22 protein-coding genes and 2 tRNA genes (1 of these 24 running past the window's edge) are annotated in these 22,850 nt (G+C 43.7%); 18 read left to right on the top strand and 6 right to left on the bottom strand.

The window, feature by feature from the left end:
* Positions 1–613, top strand: partial view of an HAD hydrolase-like protein gene (locus IGI77_RS03300; RefSeq protein ID WP_347482944.1) — the 3' portion only. Its footprint begins 38 nt before the window's first position; the window shows 613 of its 651 coding nt (coding positions 39–651); its start codon lies off the left edge, out of view; it ends in the stop codon at positions 611–613.
* A 48-nt stretch (positions 614–661) separates the two neighbouring features.
* Here the strand turns inward: IGI77_RS03300 and IGI77_RS03305 are convergent, their stop codons facing one another.
* Positions 662–1,018: an iron-sulfur cluster biosynthesis family protein gene (locus IGI77_RS03305; RefSeq protein WP_015509034.1), complete on the bottom strand. Its 357-nt coding sequence runs from the start codon at positions 1,016–1,018 to the stop codon at positions 662–664.
* Between the two features lie 392 nt (positions 1,019–1,410).
* Here IGI77_RS03305 and IGI77_RS03310 point away from each other — a divergent pair, with 392 nt between their 5' ends.
* Positions 1,411–1,845, top strand: coding sequence for a universal stress protein (locus IGI77_RS03310; protein WP_005225130.1), 435 nt, complete (start codon positions 1,411–1,413; stop codon positions 1,843–1,845).
* A gap of 638 nt (positions 1,846–2,483) precedes the next feature.
* Positions 2,484–2,723 (top strand): hypothetical protein, encoded by a 240-nt coding sequence (locus IGI77_RS03315; RefSeq protein WP_086339166.1) that lies wholly within the window; start codon positions 2,484–2,486, stop codon positions 2,721–2,723.
* A gap of 93 nt (positions 2,724–2,816) precedes the next feature.
* On the opposite strand, the gene IGI77_RS03320 is transcribed toward IGI77_RS03315, so the two are convergent.
* Positions 2,817–2,889, bottom strand: a tRNA-Thr gene (locus tag IGI77_RS03320).
* 194 nt (positions 2,890–3,083) lie between these two features.
* Between IGI77_RS03320 and IGI77_RS03325 the strand changes: the two genes are divergently transcribed.
* A tRNA-Asn gene (locus IGI77_RS03325) sits at positions 3,084–3,157 on the top strand.
* 90 nt (positions 3,158–3,247) lie between these two features.
* Here IGI77_RS03325 and IGI77_RS03330 read toward each other — a convergent pair.
* Both IGI77_RS03330 and IGI77_RS03335 read right to left on the bottom strand, forming a co-directional pair.
* Positions 3,248–4,636, bottom strand: a complete 1,389-nt coding sequence (locus IGI77_RS03330) for a hypothetical protein (protein WP_438769477.1) — start codon at positions 4,634–4,636, stop codon at positions 3,248–3,250.
* Positions 4,633–5,022, bottom strand: coding sequence for a GntR family transcriptional regulator (locus IGI77_RS03335; RefSeq protein WP_413127089.1), 390 nt, complete (start codon positions 5,020–5,022; stop codon positions 4,633–4,635). Before IGI77_RS03335 ends, IGI77_RS03330 begins: the two co-directional genes overlap by 4 nt.
* Positions 5,023–5,185: 163 nt before the next feature.
* Between IGI77_RS03335 and IGI77_RS03340 the strand changes: the two genes are divergently transcribed.
* From IGI77_RS03340 to IGI77_RS03365, 6 genes are all read left to right on the top strand, one after another.
* Positions 5,186–6,202 carry an acyltransferase family protein gene (locus IGI77_RS03340; RefSeq protein WP_086339168.1) on the top strand — a complete coding sequence of 339 codons (1,017 nt, stop codon included), beginning with the start codon at positions 5,186–5,188 and terminating at the stop codon, positions 6,200–6,202.
* Between the two features lie 119 nt (positions 6,203–6,321).
* Positions 6,322–7,650 carry an aminopeptidase C gene (locus IGI77_RS03345; protein WP_201691367.1) on the top strand — a complete coding sequence of 443 codons (1,329 nt, stop codon included), beginning with the start codon at positions 6,322–6,324 and terminating at the stop codon, positions 7,648–7,650.
* 345 nt (positions 7,651–7,995) lie between these two features.
* Positions 7,996–9,384, top strand: coding sequence for an L-cystine transporter (locus IGI77_RS03350; protein WP_438769478.1), 1,389 nt, complete (start codon positions 7,996–7,998; stop codon positions 9,382–9,384).
* Between the two features lie 158 nt (positions 9,385–9,542).
* Positions 9,543–10,322, top strand: a complete 780-nt coding sequence (locus IGI77_RS03355) for a tyrosine-protein phosphatase (RefSeq protein ID WP_010747448.1) — start codon at positions 9,543–9,545, stop codon at positions 10,320–10,322.
* A gap of 16 nt (positions 10,323–10,338) precedes the next feature.
* Positions 10,339–11,169: a fructosamine kinase family protein gene (locus IGI77_RS03360; protein WP_438769479.1), complete on the top strand. Its 831-nt coding sequence runs from the start codon at positions 10,339–10,341 to the stop codon at positions 11,167–11,169.
* Between the two features lie 15 nt (positions 11,170–11,184).
* A complete protein-coding gene (locus IGI77_RS03365) occupies positions 11,185–11,943 on the top strand; it encodes an acyl-ACP thioesterase domain-containing protein (RefSeq protein ID WP_015509041.1) in 759 nt (252 codons plus the stop codon).
* Positions 11,944–11,993: 50 nt separating this feature from the next.
* Here the strand turns inward: IGI77_RS03365 and IGI77_RS03370 are convergent, their stop codons facing one another.
* A complete protein-coding gene (locus IGI77_RS03370) occupies positions 11,994–12,962 on the bottom strand; it encodes an asparaginase (protein WP_074536347.1) in 969 nt (322 codons plus the stop codon).
* 88 nt (positions 12,963–13,050) lie between these two features.
* Here IGI77_RS03370 and IGI77_RS03375 point away from each other — a divergent pair, with 88 nt between their 5' ends.
* The 3 genes from IGI77_RS03375 (at position 13,051) to IGI77_RS03385 (ending at position 15,371) form a co-directional block, all read left to right on the top strand.
* Complete coding sequence (locus IGI77_RS03375) at positions 13,051–13,881, top strand: DUF72 domain-containing protein (RefSeq protein WP_010747451.1); 831 nt, start codon at positions 13,051–13,053, stop codon at positions 13,879–13,881.
* Between the two features lie 8 nt (positions 13,882–13,889).
* Positions 13,890–14,750, top strand: a complete 861-nt coding sequence (locus tag IGI77_RS03380; protein WP_005225142.1) for a Cof-type HAD-IIB family hydrolase — start codon at positions 13,890–13,892, stop codon at positions 14,748–14,750.
* A 96-nt stretch (positions 14,751–14,846) separates the two neighbouring features.
* Positions 14,847–15,371 (top strand): HAD family hydrolase, encoded by a 525-nt coding sequence (locus tag IGI77_RS03385; protein ID WP_438769480.1) that lies wholly within the window; start codon positions 14,847–14,849, stop codon positions 15,369–15,371.
* A 71-nt stretch (positions 15,372–15,442) separates the two neighbouring features.
* Here the strand turns inward: IGI77_RS03385 and IGI77_RS03390 are convergent, their stop codons facing one another.
* Positions 15,443–16,792, bottom strand: coding sequence for an aspartate kinase (locus IGI77_RS03390; protein ID WP_005237529.1), 1,350 nt, complete (start codon positions 16,790–16,792; stop codon positions 15,443–15,445).
* Between the two features lie 358 nt (positions 16,793–17,150).
* On the opposite strand from IGI77_RS03390, the gene ezrA reads away from it, so the two are divergent.
* The 5 genes from ezrA to tpx all read left to right on the top strand — a co-directional run bounded on the left by ezrA (position 17,151) and on the right by tpx (position 22,822).
* Positions 17,151–18,872, top strand: coding sequence for a septation ring formation regulator EzrA (ezrA, locus tag IGI77_RS03395; RefSeq protein ID WP_005225145.1), 1,722 nt, complete (start codon positions 17,151–17,153; stop codon positions 18,870–18,872).
* Positions 18,873–19,058: 186 nt separating this feature from the next.
* The gene (locus tag IGI77_RS03400) at positions 19,059–20,201 is read left to right on the top strand and encodes a cysteine desulfurase family protein (protein ID WP_438770494.1); all 1,143 of its coding nucleotides are present in this window, start codon (positions 19,059–19,061) and stop codon (positions 20,199–20,201) included.
* Between the two features lie 47 nt (positions 20,202–20,248).
* Positions 20,249–21,457, top strand: a complete 1,209-nt coding sequence (gene thiI, locus IGI77_RS03405) for a tRNA uracil 4-sulfurtransferase ThiI (RefSeq protein ID WP_005225147.1) — start codon at positions 20,249–20,251, stop codon at positions 21,455–21,457.
* 154 nt (positions 21,458–21,611) lie between these two features.
* Positions 21,612–22,265 carry a redox-sensing transcriptional repressor Rex gene (locus IGI77_RS03410; protein WP_015509044.1) on the top strand — a complete coding sequence of 218 codons (654 nt, stop codon included), beginning with the start codon at positions 21,612–21,614 and terminating at the stop codon, positions 22,263–22,265.
* Positions 22,266–22,330: 65 nt separating this feature from the next.
* The gene (gene tpx / locus IGI77_RS03415) at positions 22,331–22,822 is read left to right on the top strand and encodes a thiol peroxidase (RefSeq protein WP_010747457.1); all 492 of its coding nucleotides are present in this window, start codon (positions 22,331–22,333) and stop codon (positions 22,820–22,822) included.
* Positions 22,823–22,850 lie beyond the last annotated feature (28 nt).

The following is a 22,850-nucleotide window of genomic DNA, read 5'->3' on the forward strand; positions in this document are numbered from 1 at the left end:
CATTGATTCGAGTGAAGGAATCTATGGATCGATTCAATATGCGATGGAAAAAATGGGAAAAGAGCAATTAGCGCAAGACGTACTGCGGAGCTTTGTGGGGCCGCCTTTGATTGAATCCTTCCGTGGCTTGGGCTTCGATGAAGCTGCTGCTCAGCAAGCCGTTGCCTTCTACCGGAAAAATTATCGTCAAGCGGGCATGTTTCAAGTCCAACCATATCCGTTGATCGAAGAAACATTGCAGGAGCTGGCGCAGGATCACGATTTGTATATCGCTACGTCGAAACCAGAAGTTTTTGCAAAAGAGATCCTGACCCATCTCAAGTATGATGGCTATTTCAAAGGAATCTATGGGGCGGATCTTGAGAATAAACGTGGGGAAAAAGCGGCCGTTATCCGCTACGCGTTAACTGAGATCGAAAAGGAGCAAAAAGCGCAGCAAACCATCATGATCGGCGACCGCGAGCATGATATTTTAGGGGCAAAAGAAAACCAGTTACCGGCAATCGGCGTTTTATATGGTTTTGGGTCAAAAGAAGAATTGCTTGATGCTGGTGCGATCGCTTTAGCCGCTGAGACACAAGAACTCTTAGCGTTGATTCCAGATTCATTATAGAGAAAAAGAGCTGACAAGCACCTTACAAGGCGTTTGTCAGCTCTTTAGTTACGCATTCGTTTGTTTCAACTGTGGAGAGGATTCCAATAAAAGATTGGTATCCAAATAGCCGCTTTCGTTTTTCAAAATCAAAGTTCCTGAAGTTGGGTGAACATCTAGAATCAGATGACCAGTCAAGAACATTTGATCATAGGTTGATGTAAAGAAAGTAAACTGATTGCTTGAGACTAACTCATTGTATGGGTCTAACGGTTCGTCGATCGGTGTGATCAAAAAACGTTCGCCGATCATACAGCATCCAGCTGCTGAAGAAAATTGGTTCGATCCGTCATTACTCGTCAGAATATATAAGTCGTGTCCTTCTGGAAAGCGAGCAGCGGCAGTAGGGGTAATATGTAAGTCCATTTTGCATGATCTCCTTTTTGAAACGAGTGAGCAGCAAGCTGTTTCGTTTCGATAATTGTTGATAAACCAAGTGTATCACTCCTCTTAGGGATGTGACAGCAACTTGCTTTTCAACAAACCAAGCTTAAAGTTTTAGCAAGAAAAAGGCGATAATACCGATTATCAGCAAGAAAAGCCCTAAGTACAAGAGCACAGTGACCGCAGCCTGGAAAAAAGAGCGCATTTCTTTCACCTCGAATCATTCTTCTCTTTATTTTACTGTATAATCACGGAGACAAGTAAGGAACTTCACAAATCTTAAAGGAAGTTTTAGGTCTCTTAAGAGTAGACCTTGTCCTTTTTTGTAACGCTTCCATTTTTTGTGGTAAAATAAAGAAAAGGAGGCGATTTGGATGTTACGTAATTGTCAAAATGTACTTGTTGCCTTGGATGGGTCGGATCAGTCAGAAAAAGCGTTCCAAGAAGCACTCGCGATTTGTCGTATGAACAAAGCCAAATTGTATGTCCTCTCTGTTATCAACAATGCTGAGTTATCCACAAGTGCCTATGCTTTTGCAAAAATTTTTGACCAAGAAAAATTGCGTGTGGAAACGGACATGTTGAAAAAAATCTATGATGCCAATCAGCATGGGGTAGAAGATGTTGAGGTAATCGTTGAAGTCGGCGATCCAAAACGCTTTATCATTCATGCAGCAACAGAATTGTACCCGATTGATTTGATCATTATCGGTGCAACTGGTAAAGGTACATTGACCCGAGCTGTCGTAGGCTCAACCACCGATTATGTCGTCAATCATTCGAAATGTACGGTGTTGGTCGTGAAGTAAAAATTTAAATTAAACGGAAAGAATATGTTATTTTTTAAGCCAGCATAAAGCGTATCCTTTTAAAAAATTCACTGTAGTTGAAAAACTCGCTCTCTTAGCTTTAGGAGAGCGAGTTTTTTGTGGTAAAAAAGATGTGTCTAAAATAGAGCTGTGAGCACCAATTGAAAAATCCGTTTTGTTCGTTTTATAAAAAGATATTTATTTAAATTAATGAAAATTGACTATTGGAAGAGATAGTTTGTTACACTTTTAATAAGCAAAGGCTGTAGGAAAAGTATTTGAGAGAGGGGCGGATAATTTATCGACTTTACAGAATGCAGCAGAATACAATCGAATATTGTTGGAAAGGAGAAATAAATGATGAAAAAGATTTTTAAAATTTTAATGATCATGTTTGTTATTTTTATAGTAATTATTTTTCTGCCTACTATTATACTTTTCATAATTAAATAGAAAGAAGGCATTTGAAATGAATTGGTTAAATTGAATTGAACCTTCACCCCGTGGTAATTGTTCAAGTTTGACTTGCGGAATTAAACCTTGTATTTCAGATTCTAGTTTAAATAATGAGGGACATTGAGAGGATGTTGGAATAAATCTTGTTATATCAATTTTAAACAATAAAAAAGGAGAATGAAATGAAGCGTGTTGCAGAAAACTATTTAGTTGTTTTTTCGATTCTTTTGCTGATTATATGGCTAGGCTTGATCCAAGTAAAAGAATATTCGCAAGAAGCAGCCCTGTCGATCATTTACTTTATTAATCTATATACGCTCTTGTTTAAATTTAAAGATACAGCGAAAATGATGAAAGCAGTTGTATCGGTCCTACTATTGGGTTTTACGATCTTATTTCTTTTGTATATCGCAGGAAATTAGGGGCGTACGAATGATTAAGTTCAGAAATTATCGCTATACTTTGGGAATTAGATGCACAAAAAAGACAACGTCCGACAAACGTTGTCCTACCAAAGCCACTTGACGGGCTTGAACCGTCGACCTCATCCTTACCATGGATGCGCTCTACCAACTGAGCTAAAGCGGCGTGTTATTTAACACAAGATATAGAATACCGTAAAGGCGCTGCTTTGTCAATGAGATTTTCGGATATTTCTTGAGAAAAACACTTTGCGGGAAGGGAAGTTTCTAAAAGGGGATTTTCTTGAAAAAAAGGAACAAAAAATTGATTTTTGCTCTTGCTAAATTATCTGACTATTTGGTATAGTACAGATAGATTCTTCCGGCATAGCTCAGTTGGTAGTAGCGCATGACTGTTAATCATGATGTCGTAGGTTCGAGTCCTACTGCCGGAGTATCAAAAACGACCTTCGTTTCGGAAGGTCGTTTTTTTGGTTGTGGATAGCCTGGAGATAATGGGTTCCCCAGTTTTTTCTCCAGAACACTCACTCCGCTGAGGAAATCTTCTGTACTAGTTCCTCGTATAAATCCGTCGTTTCGGCGGCTTTTTTATTTGTGTAAAAAACGGTTGGCCCATCTTTGGTGGTGACTTTTAAAATAGGTGTCGAGTTTATGTCCACGAACATTCTGGCAGGATCACCAGCAACGGTAAATTTACCGATTTGGTAACTGGCGGTTCCTACACCCATGGTACGAACACGAGGCGATGGCAAAGCTTCGATCAATTCCACCGTCTCTATATCTGCCAAAGAGACCGTTGTTTTCCCAGTCATTGGTGCATCGAAGGTGACTTCTTGTCCTTGCACTTCACCGGTGATCGCATCAGGAGCGAAATCTAAGCGATACATCGGAATGATGGTACCGACCATTAATACAAGTAAGAAGACAGCGGTGATACCTGAGACGATTTGTCCGCTACGTTTGCCTAGATTGATGCCGATATTCATCCCAACACGGTCAGGAACAAACAGTCGCGCATCATTAGGATTGATGTAAAAACCATATCGCCAGTAAGCATCTTCACCATAATAGCGCGGTTGTCCTGCTGGTTCTAAGAGCTGATCTTGTTTTTTACGTAGATCTAGCAACAAGAAGAAGGTAAAGACGATCAAGAAAACAACCAAAACAACAAAGAGCACTAAGAGGATAGTACTGAATGCTCCAGTAGCGGACATGGATGCCAGCGGGACAGTCAACAAGAGCAGCGTAATGGTACAAGTGACAGCGATCAATAAGGACCAATAGCGCTTTGTTAAATCATTGATGTGCTGGTCGATAGCTGAATCACCGCTGATCCCGCGAACGGGTATGCGGCTGATGATCACCCAGAGATAGACGAACAGCGCAAAAATTGCTAAGGAGACGCCGCCCATCAAGTATCCTGTAGAAAGATCAGGCAACTGCCATGCTTGGTACAAACTGATCATCAACAAAATCCCCGCAGGAACGAGGCTATACCACGGCAGCATCCGTTTATTTTTGGCTTGAACGAGTTTTGTATCGATCCGAATCGGATCGATGGGTAGTTCCCATCCATTGGCAAGGATCAATTGCCGCATTTTCCCGATGTAATGCACTTGCACCAGGTAAGCTGTCCCCAGCAAAGCGGCCATATAAAGCCAGAACAGGGTAAGGATGATGGAGTCAGATAAATTGAACAAAAAAAGGAGACTTGCTACACTAAATGTACCAACGATTTGTAAGATACGCTTGCGAAATTCTGTGATCAAGCTGTGGACGCTAGGATCATCCAGATACTCAGGGGCAAGGGTATTTTCGAGTAAAACATTTTTGTGGGGTTTACTGATCAAGCGTAAACCAAATGCGGTCGTCCCACAGAGGACAAGAGCAATAATGAAAAAAAGATAGGTCATTTGCATTCATTCCTTTCAGGAAATTGGTCCAGCAGTTGTTGAACATCCGTTAAAAGCGCTTGCTTGCTTTTGCCGTGTAAGAGAGCGGTTGCTAGCTGCAGCTGCAAGTTTTGGCGATACTCCGCTTCTTGTCCAGAAGTAAACGGTGGTGGCGCGGCAACGGCGGTTCCTTTACGGCGATCCGTGACCAACAAGCCTTCTTCTTTGAGGGAATTGTAGGCTTTTGAGATCGTCATGGTATTGATGCCGATCTCTTCGGCTAATTGACGGACGGATGGTAGCAATTCGCCAGCGGATAAATCGCCTTTTGCGATACCGACAATGATCTGTTCCTGCAACTGCTGGTAGATCGGTTGGTTGCTTTGGGTTTGAATATCAAATATCATCGAAGACAGCTCCTTTGTATTATATATATTAATACAAAGTATACAAAATAGCAACTGGTAATCAAATGAACAAGAATCGTTAGGAAAAAGTAAATAGCTTGTTACAGTTCTGTTTCATGGATCAGGTATCCTTTGACAGATACAACTTAGAGGAGGAACTTTTATGAGCCAATCGCAAAGAACGGCTTACTTTGATAATGCAAAATTTCTACTGATGATCTTGGTCGTCTTCAGTCACTTACTACAGCCTTTTATCGGCGATCAGAAGTTTTATCATGACCTATATTATTTTATCTTCACTTTCCACATGCCAGCTTTTGTTTTTCTGGCTGGGTACTTTGCCAAACCGTTGACGAAGGGACATAAGCTTCGTGAGCTGATGAAAAAGTTCTTGCTGCCTTATGTCTTTTTTCAAGTGTTTTACACCGTCTATTACTGGTTGATCGGTCTACGGGAGTCGTTAAAAATCCAACTGTTGAATCCGCAATGGGCACTTTGGTTTTTGCTTAGCATGTTCTTTTGGCAGCTCTCCTTGCTGGTCTTTCAAAAAATGTCCAAAAAGCAGGCGATCTTGCTGAGTATCGGCTTGAGCATCTTCGCTGGCTACGTGCCATTTTTAAATCAAGTGTTGACCTTGCAGCGGACCTTTGTCTTTTTGCCGTTTTTCATCATCGGGTTTTATTTTCCCAAAAATGAGATGCGCTTTTTATTGAAACCGAAGATTCGGACTATCAGTTTGCTTTTCTTACCGATCATCTACACCTTTATCGCGTTTTTTCATGGGATGAACAAGTACATGGTTTTTGGTTCCAAGCCTTATGACGATTACTTGAGCTATCCGTTGTTCGGCGGTCCATTGCGTGCGGTCTTTTTCGTGATCGGGCTGATGGGGATCATCGGCTTTCTGAGCCTCGTGCCTAGAGAGCACCTCTTTTTTACGAAGTGGGGCAAAAACACCTTGCTGGTCTATCTTTTACAGGGGATCTTCATCAAGGGCTTGCGGGCATTAGCGATCACCGACTTGAACCTGTCGGTATTAGGCTTTGTGACGTTGGTGTTAGCCAGTGTTTTACTGACGATCTTGCTAGCTAGTCGTCCGATCCGCTTCCTTTATGCACGATTTGAACGAGGACTATCCTTTGTTTTACTTGGCTTTTTGCTTTTGATGCTAACTCTTTAAATCCTTGATACGAGCATCCGCTCTTAGAAAGATGATCCTTTCATTTTTCTAGGAGCGGTTGTTATTTGAGAGGCAGAGGCGTAAAATGGAAGGAACGGAAAGTGAAAGGATGAAGAAATATGTCAGAAATTTCAAAAAAGACCACCGCTGCCTTTGCGCAAGCGTATCAAGACAACAATAAACAAACGGCACTACAACGGAGTGTTGTGAAAAATGGGATCACCGCTTCTGCGGAAAACGTGTCAGCAAAAGTCAACAATGTGCCAGTTTTTTCAGTTGATGTGACAACCGGGAAAGTCTCAAACCAAAAACAATCAGGCCGCTGCTGGATGTTTGCCGCATTGAATACATTCCGTCATAAGATGCTGAATGATTTCAATTTAAAAGAATTTGAATTGTCGCAAAACCATACCTTCTTTTGGGACAAATACGAAAAAGCCAATTATTTCTATGAAAATATTTTAGCAACTGCTAACGAGCCTTTAACAAGTCGCAAAGTTGCTTTCTTATTGCAAACACCACAACAAGATGGTGGGCAATGGGACATGATCGTTTCGATTTTCCAAAAATATGGTGTCGTACCAAAAACGGTCATGCCAGAAAGCAGCAACTCTTCCAATTCTCGTGACCTAAACAATTACTTGAACAAAAAACTGCGTAAAGATGCGGTTGCTTTGCGTCAGCTAGTGGCTGAAGGCAAAACAGCTGAAGACATCCAAACAGCCAAAGAAGCGATGTTGGAAGACATTTATCGTTTCTTAGCGACTTCTTTAGGCACACCGCCAGAAACCTTTGATTTTGAATACCGTGATGAAGACAAAAACTATCACATTGATCGCAACTTAACACCGCAAAGCTTTTATGAAAAATATGTCGGGGTGGACCTTGACGATTATGTCAGCATCATCAACGCACCAACTACCGACAAGCCTTACAATCAATCGTATACCGTAGAAATGCTAGGCAACGTGGTTGGCGGCAAAGAAGTCAAATACTTGAACGTCGATATGCCGACTTTCAAAAAATTAGCGATCGCTCAATTGGAACAAGGGGAGTCCGTGTGGTTCGGTTGTGATGTCGGTCAATCTTCTACCAGAGATACTGGGATCATGGCATTAGATGCGTATGATATCAACGACCTATTTGACATCGACTTTACGATGACCAAAGCAGAACGCTTAGATTTTGGCGAAAGCTTAATGACCCACGCGATGGTCTTGACTGGCGTTGACTTGATCGACGGCGAATCAACCAAATGGAAAGTCGAAAACAGCTGGGGTGAAAAAGTCGGAACGAATGGCTTCTTCGTTATGAGCGATGCGTGGATGGATGAATACACCTATCAAATCGTGGTTCGCAAAGAGTTCCTGACAGCAGAACAATTGGCTGCCTTTGAAGCAGAACCAACAGTCTTAGCACCTTGGGACCCAATGGGTGCTTTAGCGTAAGACAGCAATTTCTAATGATTGCCTGGATATTCTCTGAAATTTTTCAAAAAGATGAAATGAAAAAATAACGAACCAGTTGCCGCAATCCAACTGTTAGGAAAGTAGAAATCCTAACAGTGTGGGGTTGCGGCAACGGTTCTTTTTTTATTTTCTGACAAAAAAGCGGTACCATCCTAGAAAAGTGGGAACTTATTTATTGTAAGATGAAGCAAACTTCTTTAAAATGGAATAGTCACTAATGATGCCACACGTCTCATTAGAGTGAACTGTTGAAGAATGGTCACTGGGAACCTTTACTTCCTCTGACAGACTTTGTCATGTTTATTGAACAAAAGGAGGATTCAAATGACAAATCTGTTAACTATTATTGTTGTTCTACTTTTTGCTGCCCTTATTTATGGGTTCTACTTATTGCAAAAACGTCACGTGAAGTTTTCTACGCGAGTCTTTGCGGCTTTGTTCGTCGGGATCGTTTTTGGTGGCGTGCTGCAGCTGATTTTTGGGACAGGCTCTGACGTTGTCACGCAAGCTCTTGACTGGATCACGATGGTCGGTAGCGGCTATGTAGCTCTCTTGCAAATGCTGATCATGCCCTTGATCTTCGTTTCGATCGTTGGTGCTTTCACTAAGATGAAAGAAAGCGAAAAAATCAAGAAGATCAGTTTTACGGTTCTTGCGACTTTGCTAGGGACAACGGCGATCGCTGCCTTGATCGGGATCGTGATGGTCATGGTCTTTGGTCTTGACGGTGCCAGCTTTACCGAAGGGGCAACGGAAACAGCGCGGATCGCAGAATTAGCGGAACGTTCGACACAAGTCCAAGACCTATCGATCCCACAACAAATCGTTTCCTTCATCCCAAGCAATGTCTTCGCCGACTTTGCGGGTACTCGTTCGACAAGTACGATCGGGGTCGTGATTTTCTCAGCCTTTGTTGGGATCGCCTTTCTTGGTGTCAAACGTAAATCACCGAAAGAAGCGGAAACTTTTGCGAATTTGATGGACAGCTTATATAAAATCGTGATGCGTATCGTCACGTTAGTTTTGCGCCTGACACCTTATGGCGTTTTGGCATTGATGACAAATGTATTAGCTTCAAGTGATTTTGAAGCCATCTTAAACTTAGGAAAATTTATCATCGCCTCTTATGCGGCTTTGATTTCGGTCTTACTCGTTCATTCATTATTGCTGATCGCTGTACGGGTCAATCCAGTAACGTATTTCAAAAAGGCCTTTCCAGTCTTGAGCTTTGCCTTTACTTCTCGTTCAAGTGCGGGAGCCTTGCCATTGAACATCGAAACCCAAACCAAAGCGTTAGGTGTTGATGAAGCCACGGCTAACTTTGCAGGCAGCTTTGGGTTATCGATTGGTCAAAACGGCTGTGCGGGTGTGTATCCAGCAATGTTGGCAACGATCGTTGCACCAACGGTTGGGATCAATGTCTTTGATTGGCAGTTTATCCTGCTGCTAGTTGCAGTAGTTACGATCAGCTCTTTCGGCGTTGCTGGTGTCGGCGGTGGGGCAACCTTTGCTTCATTGATCGTCTTAGGCTCAATGAACTTGCCGATCGCCATCGTAGGCTTAGTTATTTCTGTTGAACCATTGATCGATATGGCACGGACACTCGTTAATGTCAGCGACAGTATGGTTGCGGGAATGGTGACCAGCAGTCGTATCAACGAACTGGATCGTTCGATCTTAGATGATTCTGCCGCCGTGATCGAAGCCGAATAGAAACATTTTGTAACAAGCGAAAGCAAAGAAAGACTGCGTGTGGTCTTTCTTTTTTTTGTCCGTTAAAGCTCAGCTCATAGAAAAATCTAGGTTTCAGTGCCCTTAATAGCGAAGTTTCTGCTATACTTTTAACTAGAACATCGCGGGAGGGATAAGCAATGACACAATTGATTCAACTAGAACGAGCAGCAAACGTCAGAGAACTTGGCGGCTATCAAACGACAAACGGCACGACGATCAAACGAAAAAAATTGATCCGCAGTGCGGCGATCAATGAATTGACTGCTTCAGATCAAGCAGTACTGGCAAACTATGGGGTCAATCAGGTCATTGATTTTCGCTCCATCGCTGAAGCCAATGCACAGCCTGATCGACCGATCGCCACAGCAAAGCAGCTTTTTTTACCTATTTTTAAAGAAGACGAAACGATGGTTTCCTTGTCGCCAGAAAGCTTGAAGCAACGCTTGGAAGATGGGGAAGATGCCGAAGAGCAGATGAAAAAAGTCTACCGTCACTTTGTTGAAAGCGACTATGCCCGCCAACAATATCGGCAGTTCTTTGATCATGTGATCGCTAATGCGGAAGGCGAAGGTGCAACCTTGTTCCACTGTACCGCTGGCAAAGATCGCACAGGCTTTGGCGCCTTTTTATTGCTGCATGTGTTGGCGGTGGCACCAACGACGATCAAAGAAGATTATTTAGCAACCAATCGCTATTTAGCGCCAATGCTAAAAGAAAAATTTGCCCCAATGACCCAGCATTTGCCGCAAGAGCTGTTAACGGCGATCACGGTTTTGATGAGTGCCAAAGAGAGTTTTCTTGATGAAAGCTTGGCTGCGATCGATCAGCACTTCGGTTCGGTTGATCAGTATCTCCTGCAGGGACTAGGGGTGACGAAAGAAGAGCAAGCGTATTTGAATGCCCAACTGACTGAGTAAAGAAAGGGTGATCCGTATGGAGGAAGCATTGTTCGCAGCAATCGGGATAACCGGCTCGCTGACGCCCATCAGTGGTGGGGATGTCAATCAAACGTATCGTTTCACTACAGCAGAAAATCGCTATTTTTTAAAAACTCATCCTCATGTTTCATCGGTGTTCTTTCAAGCAGAGATCAACGGCTTAGCTGAATTAGCCCCTTTCGTGCGGGTGCCAAAAATCGAACGTCTCGGTCAGACTGAAGAGAGGGCATTTTTATTGATGGAATGGATCGATGGTGGGGAAGGACAGCAGCGACGCTTAGGTCAAAGCTTGGCTCGGCTTCATCAGCAGACGCAGGAGTCTTTTGGGTTTTACGAAGACAATTACATCGGCTTTTTGCCGCAAGTCAATCCGAAAACCACCGATTGGCTTGATTTTTACACAGTCTGCCGTTTGGATGTGCAAGTCGAACTAGCGAAGCTGGGTAACCGCTGGCATGCCAAACGGGAAGCTGCTTATCTGCGTTTGAAAGAATTTTTGCATGAGAATTGGCGTGATCGCAGCGTCACACCTGCTTTATTACACGGTGATTTTTGGCGGGGGAATGTGCTGTTCGATCAGCAAGGAGAACCAGTGTTTCTTGATCCAGCAGTCGCTTATGGGGATCGAGAAATGGATATTGCGATGTCCCAGCTCTTCGGTGGTTTTCGTCAGGAATTTTTGGAAGGCTATCAAGAAGTCTATCCATTAGATGAGGATTGGCAAGAGCGACTGCCAGTGTATCAATTGTATTATTTATTGGTCCATTTGAATCAGTTTGGCGAAAGCTATGGACCAAGTGTCGATGAAATATTGAGTCGTTTTTAGGAGGCAATTAGAACTATGGCAGCAAAGTATCAAACCACACATGAAGTGGCGTATTATGAATGTGATGTCAACCAAACGATGACGTTTCCAGCCATGCTAGGCATCGCCATCAAGACATCAGAAGAACAAAGTGCAGCGTTAAACCGCGGACCAGAAGTCATCGCTAGTTATGGCTTGACCTGGATCATTACCAGCTATCACATAACGGTGACTCGTTTGCCGCGCGTAGGGGAGCAGATTCAAGTGGCGACCCAGGCGAGAGAATACAATAAGTTTTTCTGCTACCGTTACTTTTGGTTATTGGCAGAAGATGGAACGGAACTGGTCAAAATCGAGGCGGTTTTTGCGTTGATGGACCCTGAGACGCGCAAAGTCAGCAGTGTACCAGATGAGATCGTGGCGCCTTTTGGCAGTGAAAAAATCAAGCGAATCAAACGCTACCCGAAGATCACCCCTATCACGCAAGGACAATTTTTGCCGTATCGGGTGCGTTTCTACGATATTGACAGCAATCAGCATGTCAACAATGCCATGTATTTCAATTGGCTGATGGACGTCTTAGGCTATGAGTTTTTAACAAAACATGAAGTGACACAAGTGACGATCCGTTTTGATCGGGAAGTGGCTTACGGCCATTTGATCGAAAGCCATTTTCAAATCAATGAGAAGACAGTCGATGAAGCCGGCGAGGCTGTGCCGCTGCAAACGATCCACGAGATCAAGATCGGTGAGGATACTTACTGCGAAGCCATCTTTACTTGGCGAGAAAAATAAAACAACCCTTTTGCCTCCATTAGCGGAATGGCAAAAGGGTTTTTGTTTGGTTAATTCTCCATGAAATCAGGCAGCTCCTCCATGGTCAACCCACGGTTTTTTGCTATTAGCAATTTGATGCGGGCTTTTTGGCTATTGATGCTATTGCAGAAAATCACCCCAAGAGCCTGCAATTCGATCCCGCCGCCTAAGTAGTCATAGACCGGCTCGGCAACGCCGTTGAAGCAGCGAGAAACTAAGACGACTGGAATGTTTCTAGCGATCAGTTTTTTCAAAGGCTCTATGGTTTGCGGCGGCAGATTGCCAGCGCCTAAAGCTTCGATCACTAGTCCATCGATCAGCGAGTCGGCTAAAGCATCGAACAATTCCCCAGTCATCCCTGCATAGGCTTTGACGATCGGAAACAGACCATCGACACGATCAACATCCAAATGGCGGTTATTTAACAGCTCTTGCATGAACAAGATACGGTGCTTTGTGACTAAGCCGATCGGACCTAATGTCGGGGTGCGGAACGTCGCAATATTGGTGGTGTGGGTCTTCGTAACATAACGTGCGGAATGGATCTCATCGTTCATCACGACTAAGACGCCTTTTCCTAAGGCATCAGGTGATTTCGCCACCCGAATCGCACTTTCAAAGTTATAAAGCCCGTCACTGCCGATTTCATTACTTGAGCGCATGGCGCCAGTCACCACGATCGGTAACTGACCGCCGATTGTGGTATCTAAAAAGAAGGCTGTTTCTTCCAGCGTATCGGTTCCGTGAGTGATCACGACCCCATCGACACCGCTTAAATGCGCCAGCTGGATACGTTCTTTCAACTGCAGCATTTCTTTTGGGGTCATGTGAGGACTGGGAATATTAAAAATGTCTTCGACGATCAATTCAACATCGTCGTCAATGTGGATCGGTGCATCCATCAGCGGATTGCTGACATCAGGGCTGACGCCGCCTGTCAGGGTGTCTTCTTTCATGGCGATGGTGCCGCCAGTGTGCAACACGAGAATTCGTTTCATTTTTTCATCACCTGCAATGATTTATTTACTCTTAACTCAAAACTATTGTATACTATTAAAATAAGAAAACAAGGAGCGATGGGAAAAAATGATTCGAATTGGTTGTACCACATTTAGTGAACATGGCAGTCTCGTGCAAAGAAAAAACTCGAAATTATTTGAGTATGCCCGTTATTTTCCGTTAGTTGAGCTGGATACCACCTATCATTTTTTGCCAAAAGAAAAAGACGTGCGCAACTGGTTGACCCAGATTCCCGAAAATTTCCGCTTTGTGTTGAAAGTCCATCAAAGTGTGACCACCCAAGGGGATTTGCCAGATCAGTTGACCATGACCGAAGCACTGCAGCTTTATAAAGAAGCGATCGCGCCAATGGTAGAAGCAGGCAAACTCTTTTGCCTATTGGCGCAGTTTCCCAACAGCTTTAAATGTACGAAAGAAAATGTTGCCTATTTAGACCAAGTGCGAGAATGGTTTGCGGGCTATCCAGTGGCGATCGAGCTGAGAGACAGCAGCTGGTATCAGCCGAAACTGTATCCGGGAATGATCGATTATATGAAGCGAAAGCAGTTTTCCTTAGTAGTTGTTGATCAGCCAAAAAAGCTATCGACCACCATTCCCCTTGATCCAACCGTGACCAATCCAGAGTTTGTCCTGTGCCGTTTTCACGGACGCAACGACAGCGGCTGGACAGCGACGGGACCAGATGCCAAAAATCTGCGGACCTTGTATCGTTATGACCAAGCCGAACTAACGGAGTTAAAACACGCAGTCCAAGCCATCGAAGCCAATGCCAAAGAAGTCGCAGTGGTCTTCAATAATAATGCCGGTCGTGATGCCGCTGACAATGCTCGCGCATTGATCGATGCGCTGCAAATCGATTACGAAGCATTAAATCCTAATCAGTTGAAATTATTTTGAGGAGTCATATGATAAAAGCAATCTTTTTTGATATTGATGGCACGCTGATTGCCAGCAACGGCAAGGCGCTTGCCAGTACCCGTGAAGCCATCAAACAAGCCCAAGCCAATGGCGTCCTCTGCGGCATTGCCACCGGACGTGGTCCGGTTGATTTAGAGAAGGTGATCGATTACTTGTCGTTAGACATGTTTATCACCTATAACGGCCAATATGTCTACACGAAGGAAAACTTGATTTATGCTAAACCTTTTCCAAAACAAACGCTGGAAGCGATCGTAGAATACGCAGATGAAAATTACCGCCAAGTCATGTTTGGCGGAGAAACCCAAGTGGCTGGCAGCTTGACGATCCGTTTAAGCCAATCACCCGTTATGCAGCGCTACTTGCGCTATGTACCGAAAAAATTTCCCGTCGGTTTTTTAAAGAAAGTCTTGCAGCGCTTTAGTCCCAATCGCAACGCCAAGCGCTATGAATCGTTGGACATTTTACGAGAGCCCATCTATCAGTGCATTATGCTGAGCCCTGAATCAGAGCGCGAAAAATTACGGTCCAAGCTGCCGCAATGTGATTTTAAGCGATCCAATGCCTATTCTGTTGACATCGTGCCGAAAAACGGTTCGAAAATTAAAGGCATCAAAGAATTTTTGGCCTATGAAGGGATCGCGATGGAAGAAGCGATGGCATTTGGGGATCATTTTAATGATGTGGAAATGTTAGAAGGCGTGGGGATCGGGGTTGCGATGGGCAATGCCCAGCCCATCACTAAAGCCAGTGCTGACTTTGTGACGGATACTAACGATCATGACGGCATCAAGAAAGCCTTGATCCATTTTGGCATTATTGCCGAGGATGCCCAAGCCAGGGAATGAAAAAAATAAGCAAGTAGCCAATCTATGAAGCAACGTAGAAGACAGCGCAGAACCATAAAACAAAACCATGAGAAAAAGCAGAAAGAAGCGAGCAAAATGAGTCCATTTGAAATGACGGAAGAGTTTCATAAAACCTTTGATCCAACGCGACCGCCATATCCACAAGCTTTTTCAGCGGAAAAAGCCCAGTTTCGTGCTGGTTTTAAAATTGAAGAATTAGTTGAGTTCCTTTATGCTGCCAGCAACAATGACGAAGAGACCTTTCAAGCAGGTCTGGAGCATTTGCATCAAGCGATCGATCAAGCCCAAGCCAAGCTGGCTGCCAAACAACAGCCTGTCAGTGATTCTCTAGTAGAACAAGTCGATGCGCTTTGTGATCTGCTGTATTTTACCTATGGCTCTTTTTCACTGTTAGGGGTCGATCCAGCGCCGATTCTGTCTATCGTTCATGACGCCAACATGGGGAAACTTTTTCCAGATGGGCAGCCTCATTATGATCCTGAGACCCACAAAGTCATGAAGCCGAGCGATTGGGAAGAACGGTTTGCTCCTGAACCGCGAATCAAGGCAGAAATCAACCGCCAATTGGCACAAAAACAAGCCCAAGAATCGTCAGAATAAAAATCAAACGTGCCAGTTGCCCGTTCCGATTGCTTATCAGCAAAAGGAGTGGTGCAACTGGCACGTTTGGTTTAATCAAAGAAAGTGTAGTAAAGGGTTCTTACAGCGGCTTTTTCTTGTTCTTTGTGGATACCGAACATGATGCTGACCTCAGAGGACCCTTGGTTGATCATCTCTAAGTTGATATTTTTCCGCGCAAGGGCAGCGGTACTGTCGGCAGTGATCCCGACTCGTTGACGCATTCCTTCACCAACGACGACGACCATGGATAGATCGTGGGTCATTCGCAGTTCATCGGGATCGATCTCGTAGGCGATCTTGCGCAGCAGTTCTTCTTCCAATACTGGATTCAACTGGTTGGAGCGCATAATGATCGAGATATCATCGATTCCTGAAGGCATGTGTTCATAATTTAAATCAAATTCACGGAAAATCTCTAAGACCCGTAACGTGAACCCAACTTCGCGGTTCATCAAGTATTTGCGGATATAGATCATACAAAAGCCTTCGTCACTGGCAACGCCGATCACGGGCTGATCCAAATTGTCTCTCTGGTTGGTGATCAAGGTACCAGGATGACTTGGATTATTGGTGTTTTTGATCACCACGGGAATTTTCGCATGGTATGAAGGCATCAACGCCTCATCGTGCAACACAGTAAAGCCTGCATAAGACAGCTCTCGCATTTCTCGGTAGGTCACTTCTTTGATGGACTCTGGATGATGAACATAGCCTGGATGAGCAGAAAAAATCCCATCGACATCGGTAAAGTTTTCGTACAATTCTACTTGCAGACCAGCCGCCACGATGGCACCAGAAATATCTGATCCTCCTCGAGAGAAGGTACAGATCTCGCCGGCTTCTGTGTAGCCAAAGAAGCCAGGAATCACTAAGATTTCAGGACTGTCGCGCCATTGTGCAATCTTGGCGTACGACTTGTTCAAGATACGGGCGTTTTGAGGTTCATCCGTCACCAGCAGCCCAAGTTCTTGCGGATTCATGTAGCGAGCAGCTAACCCACGGCTTTGTAAAATCCCTGCGATCAATTTGGCGTTGTTGTCTTCGCCGCTTGCCAAGACTGTATCATAAAGATGCGGATTGTCTTGGGTAGGCAGTGTTTGAAAAGCCGCCAATGATTGCCAGATGCGATCTAAATGGACTTGTTCGATACCAAAGGGGGCGGCGATCGCTGTATAGCGGGCATAGATTTCTTCTATTAAATCAGTGATTTCTTCTTGGGCACACAGACGGGTACAGACAGCTAGTAACAGATCGGTGACTTTCTGATCGTCGCTGGAACGCTTACCAGGCGCTGAAACAACAACAAACCGTCTTTTAGGATCACTTTCAATTATCGCAACAACTTTTTCGACTTGTTCGGCTGAGGCAAGGGAACTGCCTCCGAATTTCGCTACTTTCATTTGACATTACTCCTGTTCAAGCTTTTTACTAGAGTACAGTTTCAATAGGGAGAAATCAAGCGGTTTCTTGAAAAAAATCGGAAAAATCAGAAAAAAAGTCACTTGTTGATGTAAATTTCACGATTTGTTTTCATTATCGCTGGAAAAGCCGTGATTTATTTTATTCGATGCGAAAAAAGTCGATCTTTTTTGCCTCAATCTAATGCTTGATTTTTTTCTTTATGCTATAATCTAGCGTAGATGCTTTTTTATAAAGGGACTATCTGTCCTTTTTATACTCAACGAACTTATCAATCAATCTGCTGATCAGCAGGTTTTAGACGAAACATGTATATTTGAAAATTGGAGGAACCACAAAATGGGAACTAATATCATCTTTGGAATTGTCATTGCCATCATCATCATCGCAGCGGTCTTGTATGCAATTGGCTTTTTCATGCGGAAGAAAAACCAAGAAAAGCTGAATGACTTGGAAAAACGCAAAGAAAATCTGTTTGACTTGCCGGTGATCGAAGAAGTCGATGAAGTAAAAAGAATGCACTTGGTTGGTCAAAGTCAAAACACCTTCCGTGAGTGGAACCAACAATGGACAGATATCTCCACAAAATCTTTTGCTGAACTTGAAAGTCAAATCTTTGAAGTGGAAGAGCTGAACGAACGCATCCGCTTTTTTAAAGCAAAAGGGGCGATCGTCCAAGCCGAAGCGACCATGGACGAGATGGAACGCCAAGTGGAAGAGATTCGCGCAGGCTTGAAAGAATTACGAGAAAGTGAAGAACGAAATTCCCTGGAAGTTCAAAAAGCGTTGGACGTTTACGAAGACTTGAAGAAGAAGCTGCGGGATCAAGGCGAAGAATTCGGTCCTGCTTACAATGAGCTGCAAAAACAAATCAAAAACATTGAAATTGAGTTCACCCAATTTGTTACCTTAAATACTTCAGGTGATCCTGTGGAAGCACGGGAAGTGTTAGACCAAGCGGAAAAACACACCTATGAAGTGGAAGACCTAATGAAACGGATCCCAGCGGCGTACGAAGAATTAAATCGTACCTTCCCTGATCAGTTGAAAGAAATCCAAGAAGGTTATAAAAAATTATTAGAACAAAAATATGTGTTCCCAGAAGCAAACTTCCAAGAAGAAATCAATCGTGTGAAAAAACGGGTTGAAAACTCCATGAACGATCTAGCGAAAACAGAAGTCGCTTCCGTTGAAGTGGCAAGCCGTGATACTGCAAGTGATATTGATGCCTTGTATACGGTGATGGAACGTGAGATCAATGCCAAGAAATATGTCATGAAAAATCGTCAGATCATCGAAGACTACATTGACCATGCAACGAAGAACAACCGTCAGTTGTTGATCGAGTTGGATCATACGGCACAAAGCTATACTTTGAATCATAATGAATTGGGTCGCGTCCGCGGCTTCCAAACCGAAGTGGACGAATTGGCTCGCCGCAACAACGAGTACTTACCGAAATTGGAAAAACATGAGATTCCTTATTCAGAAGTGCAAAGCTTCTACAAAGATGCCTACAAGATTTTGGATGATGTGGAAAGCCAGCAAGTTGAAATCGATGATTCTCTTGCGGAATTACGTCGTGGCGAAAAAGTTGCACAAGAAAAAGTGGAAAGCTTCGAATTCCGTCTACGCAACTTGAAACGGTTTGTTGAGAAACAACGCTTACCTGGTTTGCCAGGCGAGTATTTAGAATTCTTCTTCGTGGCAACGGATCGTGTCGAAGAATTAGGCAAAGAATTGAACAAGATTCGCATCAACATGCAAGAAATCAATAAATTGGTTTCTGTCTGTGAAGAAGATCTTGATCTTTTAGATGAACAAACAAAAGACTTAGTGGATGCTGCGGCATTGACTGAGCAAATGATGCAATATGCCAACCGCTATCGTCATTCTCATCCAGATATCAAGGCAGCGATCGACAAATCACTTTACTTGTTTAGTAAAGAATATCGCTATCAAGATGCGCTAGATGAAATCGGCACAGCGTTGGAACGAGTAGAACCAGGTGCCTTCAAACGGATCGAAAACTTCTACTTCAATAACCGCGACTTAGTATAATACGAAAGCCAGCAGTGAAAAACTGACTGGCTTTTTTCATGGAAAGAATGGCTCGCTGCATGAGTACCGCTTACGAAGGAAGGAAAAGTTTCCTTTAAAAAAAGCCAAAGCCAGCGAGTCACCTTGAAACTCAGCCCAAGAGCAGTTATAATGGGAAAGAATTTTTTTAGAGAAAGGGTCCTATCATTGATCTATTTTGACAACAGTGCAACAACCGCTATTTATCCACAAGCTTTAAATACATATGTCCAAGTCAGTCAGCGAATCATCGGCAATCCCTCAAGCCTGCATGATTTAGGAAATCAAGCCAATCGTCTGCTGCAGCAATCTCGTCAGCAGATCGCCGATCTGTTAAACGTTTCTTCCAAAGAGATCGCATTTACCAGTGGGGGGACTGAAGGAGACAACTGGGTCATCAAAGGGACTGCTTTAGCGAAAAAAGCCTATGGGAATCACCTGATTATTTCCAGTATTGAACACCCTGCCGTCAGTGAAACAGCGGCTCAATTAGCCGAGTTAGGGTTTGAGGTCAGTGTTGTGCCTGTCGATGCCCAAGGCTTTGTCAACGTGTCTGAATTAGCAAACATGATTCGCAAAGAAACGATTTTGGTTTCGGTGATGGCGGTCAATAATGAGGTAGGGTCGATCCAACCGATCCATGAGATCGCAGCTGTGCTAGCTGACCATCCAACGATCCATTTTCATGTAGATGCCGTCCAAGCCATCACAAAGGTGCCGCAAGAACAATGGTTCAATGAGCGGGTCGATTTTGCCGTGTTCTCTGCGCATAAATTTCATGGACCTCGTGGCGCAGGCTTTATCTATTGGAAACAAGGCCGTAAGCTGGCGCCATTGATGACCGGCGGTGGGCAAGAGCAAAACCAGCGCAGCGGTACCGAAAACGTACCAGCAATCGTTGCTATGGCAAAAGCCCTACGTTTAGCGACAGAACAAAAGGCTGAAAAGCCGAACCATGTTCAATTATTAAAAGGCTATTTGCAAGAAGCACTGACTGGGTACGAGAAAGTCACGCTTTTTTCTGGCACAGAAGGGTTTGCGCCGCACATACTTTGTTTTTCATTAAAAGGGGTCCGAGGAGAAGTCTTAGTCCATGCCTTTGAAGAAAAGCAGATCTATCTTTCGACGACGAGCGCTTGTTCCTCCCGTAAAAAGATGGCCAGCAGTACGCTTCATGCGATGCACGTTCCAGAACAGTTAGCAACATCGGCTGTTCGTATCAGTTTAGATGAGAGCAATACAATGGCAGAAGTCGAGCAGTTTCTGATCGTCTTCCACCAGTTGTACCAAAAATTTTCGAAAATCAATTAAGCACGACAGACCACTATAAAATCAATCCAAATCAAAGGAGTTTTCTCGTGAATTATTCAGAAATCATGGTTCGTTATGGCGAACTGTCAACAAAGGGCAAAAATCGTCGTAGTTTTATTATGCAATTAGCTTCAAACGTCAAACGTACCTTAGCAGATTATCCCCATGTCAAAGTTCATGCCGAGCGAGATCGCATGCACTTGCTATTGAACGGTGAAAACAGCCAAGAGATCATTCCTAAGCTGCAAAAAGTCTTTGGGATTCAAAACTTTTCCCCCAGCATTCGGGTCGAAAAAGATATCGAAGTATTAAAGAAAGCCGTTCAAGACGTCATGGCAGAGATCTATACGGGCGTTGAGACCTTTAAAATCACAGCCAAGCGCAGTGATCATTCGTTTGTGCAAGATAGCAACCAGTTGAATTTGACCTTAGGGAATGCGGTGATCGACCGTTTTCCTGATATCAAAGTCCAAATGAAAAAACCAGACATCAATTTGCGTGTAGAAATACGGATCGATGGCGCTTATTTATCTTATGAAACGATCCAAGGAGCCGCTGGGCTGCCAGTGGGCACCAGTGGAAAGGGAATGTTGATGCTTTCTGGCGGTATCGATTCGCCAGTTGCAGGCTACTTTGCCATGAAACGCGGCGTTGAGATCGAAGCGGTCCATTTCGCAAGTCCTCCTTATACGAGTGAACAAGCGTTGCAAAAAGCCAAAGATTTAACGAAGAAGCTTGCGCCTTATGTGGGAAGCATCCAGTTTATCGAAGTTCCGTTTACAGAAATCCAAGAAGAAATCAAAAATCGTGTGCCACAAGGCTATTGGATGACCATCACCCGTCGGATGATGCTGCGTTTGACGGATGCGATTCGGGAAGCTCGTCATGGCTTGATCATCTTAAATGGTGAATCATTAGGACAAGTGGCTTCACAAACTTTGCATAGCATGGTCGCCATCAATGAAGTAACCAATACGCCGATCGTGCGCCCAGTAGCAACGATGGACAAATTGGAAATCATTGAAGTTGCCGAAGCCATTGATACCTTTGAATTATCAGTTCAGCCATTTGAGGATTGCTGCACAATCTTTGCACCTCCTCAACCAAAGACGCGCCCAAGACTGGATAAGGTCCACCAATATGAAGAACGTCTCGATATCGAAGGGATGATGGAACGTGCGATGGCTGGGTTGAAACTGGAAGCAATCACGGCAAATCAAGAAAAAGCAGCAACGGAATTCGCTGAATTTTTATAATAAAACCCCGATTTTAATGCTACGACCACAACTGTTTTTGAACATTTGTGGTCGTTTTTCATCGAGTGAGAGAGTTTGTGAATATTTTCTTGCTATTGAAAATGGAACATGCTACACTCAATATGTGAATCATTTAACAAGGAGGGTGGACAGGATGGAAGCATTAAGAGATAAAAAACTTCCGAAAGCGACGGCAAAACGTTTGCCAGCTTATTTACGACACTTAAAATTACTGGATGCCTCTGGTATTCAGCGAATCAAATCGAAAGAGTTTGCAGAAATCACGCAAGTTCCTTCAGCCACGATCCGCCGAGATTTTTCTCATCTAGGAGAATTGGGCAGAAGTGGCTATGGCTATGATGTTCCCTATCTGATTGAGGTATTGAGCTATATCTTAGAAACCAATGAAGAGAAAAAAATCGCTTTGATTGGTTATGGAAATTTAGGAAAAGCGTTAGCCAACAACAATTTTCGCAGAAATGAAAATCTTTCCGTGGTCGCGGTTTTTGACAATGATCCAGAAATGATTGGTCAGACCATTAGTGGGCGTTATGTCTATGGAATGGATCAATTGGCGGAAGTCGTAGCAGATAAAGGGATCACCGTAGCGATTTCGACCGTTCCTAGCCGTTATTCACAAATGGCGATCGATGCGATCGTGGATGCTGGGATCACAGCGATTTTAAATTTTGCCCCTGATCCCGTCATCGTGCCAAAAGACGTCAATATCCAATACATTGATTTGACGACAGAATTGCAAACATTGATCTTTTTTGATACGACCTACTCGCAAAAATCGAAAGTCTGAGCAAATCCTTTTCGTTTTTTGACAATCTTTCTTATACTGGGAGAAAATGCTATAGGAGAGATGTTATGCAAGTTACACGCAAAGAAACGGTTTATGAGATGCCTGGCAACCAACCAAAAGTAGGGGATAAAGCAGCTGATTTTCGCTTGAAAAGTTTAGAGGACAAGGAATACACACTGACTGATTTTTTAGGAAAACCAACGATCATCAGCGTGGTTCCCGATATCGTGACACGCGTCTGTGCATTGCAGACCAAGCGTTTCAACCAAGAGGCAAGTCAATTGGATGACATCCATTTTGTCACGATCTCTAACAATACAAAAGAAGAACAAGCGCAATGGTGCGGCCAAGAAGGTGTTGACATGATCATGCTTCATGATCCGGCGAATACCTTCGGTGAGGCCTATCAAATCATGATCCCAGACTTCGGTCATTTTGCCCGAGCAATTTTCGTTTTAGACCGTGAAGGCGTGATCCAACACGTTGAGATCGTGCCTGAGATCTCCCACGAACCGGATTATCAAGCAGCCATTGATGCTGCGAAAGCAAACCTCTGATTGACTTTCAAAAAAGTTCATTGTAGAA

This window comes from Enterococcus sp. DIV0213h (genome assembly GCF_051711285.1).
GTDB classification, from domain to species: Bacteria; Bacillota; Bacilli; order Lactobacillales; family Enterococcaceae; genus Enterococcus_D; species Enterococcus_D casseliflavus.

Excerpts from the sequence above, each read along its gene's own strand:
- IGI77_RS03350 (WP_438769478.1), top strand. The coding sequence starts at position 7,996 with ATGACAAATCTGTTAACTATTATTGTTGTTCTACTTTTTGCTGCCCTT.
- IGI77_RS03330 (WP_438769477.1), bottom strand. The coding sequence starts at position 4,636 with ATGACCTATCTTTTTTTCATTATTGCTCTTGTCCTCTGTGGGACGACC.
- IGI77_RS03375 (WP_010747451.1), top strand. The coding sequence starts at position 13,051 with ATGATTCGAATTGGTTGTACCACATTTAGTGAACATGGCAGTCTCGTG.
- IGI77_RS03340 (WP_086339168.1), top strand. The coding sequence starts at position 5,186 with ATGAGCCAATCGCAAAGAACGGCTTACTTTGATAATGCAAAATTTCTA.
- IGI77_RS03345 (WP_201691367.1), top strand. The coding sequence starts at position 6,322 with ATGTCAGAAATTTCAAAAAAGACCACCGCTGCCTTTGCGCAAGCGTAT.
- IGI77_RS03380 (WP_005225142.1), top strand. The coding sequence starts at position 13,890 with ATGATAAAAGCAATCTTTTTTGATATTGATGGCACGCTGATTGCCAGC.
- IGI77_RS03390 (WP_005237529.1), bottom strand. The coding sequence starts at position 16,792 with ATGAAAGTAGCGAAATTCGGAGGCAGTTCCCTTGCCTCAGCCGAACAA.
- IGI77_RS03365 (WP_015509041.1), top strand. The coding sequence starts at position 11,185 with ATGGCAGCAAAGTATCAAACCACACATGAAGTGGCGTATTATGAATGT.
- IGI77_RS03355 (WP_010747448.1), top strand. The coding sequence starts at position 9,543 with ATGACACAATTGATTCAACTAGAACGAGCAGCAAACGTCAGAGAACTT.
- IGI77_RS03360 (WP_438769479.1), top strand. The coding sequence starts at position 10,339 with ATGGAGGAAGCATTGTTCGCAGCAATCGGGATAACCGGCTCGCTGACG.
- IGI77_RS03305 (WP_015509034.1), bottom strand. The coding sequence starts at position 1,018 with ATGGACTTACATATTACCCCTACTGCCGCTGCTCGCTTTCCAGAAGGA.
- tpx (WP_010747457.1), top strand. The coding sequence starts at position 22,331 with ATGCAAGTTACACGCAAAGAAACGGTTTATGAGATGCCTGGCAACCAA.
- IGI77_RS03335 (WP_413127089.1), bottom strand. The coding sequence starts at position 5,022 with ATGATATTTGATATTCAAACCCAAAGCAACCAACCGATCTACCAGCAG.
- IGI77_RS03315 (WP_086339166.1), top strand. The coding sequence starts at position 2,484 with ATGAAGCGTGTTGCAGAAAACTATTTAGTTGTTTTTTCGATTCTTTTG.
- IGI77_RS03310 (WP_005225130.1), top strand. The coding sequence starts at position 1,411 with ATGTTACGTAATTGTCAAAATGTACTTGTTGCCTTGGATGGGTCGGAT.
- IGI77_RS03385 (WP_438769480.1), top strand. The coding sequence starts at position 14,847 with ATGAGTCCATTTGAAATGACGGAAGAGTTTCATAAAACCTTTGATCCA.
- IGI77_RS03410 (WP_015509044.1), top strand. The coding sequence starts at position 21,612 with ATGGAAGCATTAAGAGATAAAAAACTTCCGAAAGCGACGGCAAAACGT.
- ezrA (WP_005225145.1), top strand. The coding sequence starts at position 17,151 with ATGGGAACTAATATCATCTTTGGAATTGTCATTGCCATCATCATCATC.
- IGI77_RS03370 (WP_074536347.1), bottom strand. The coding sequence starts at position 12,962 with ATGAAACGAATTCTCGTGTTGCACACTGGCGGCACCATCGCCATGAAA.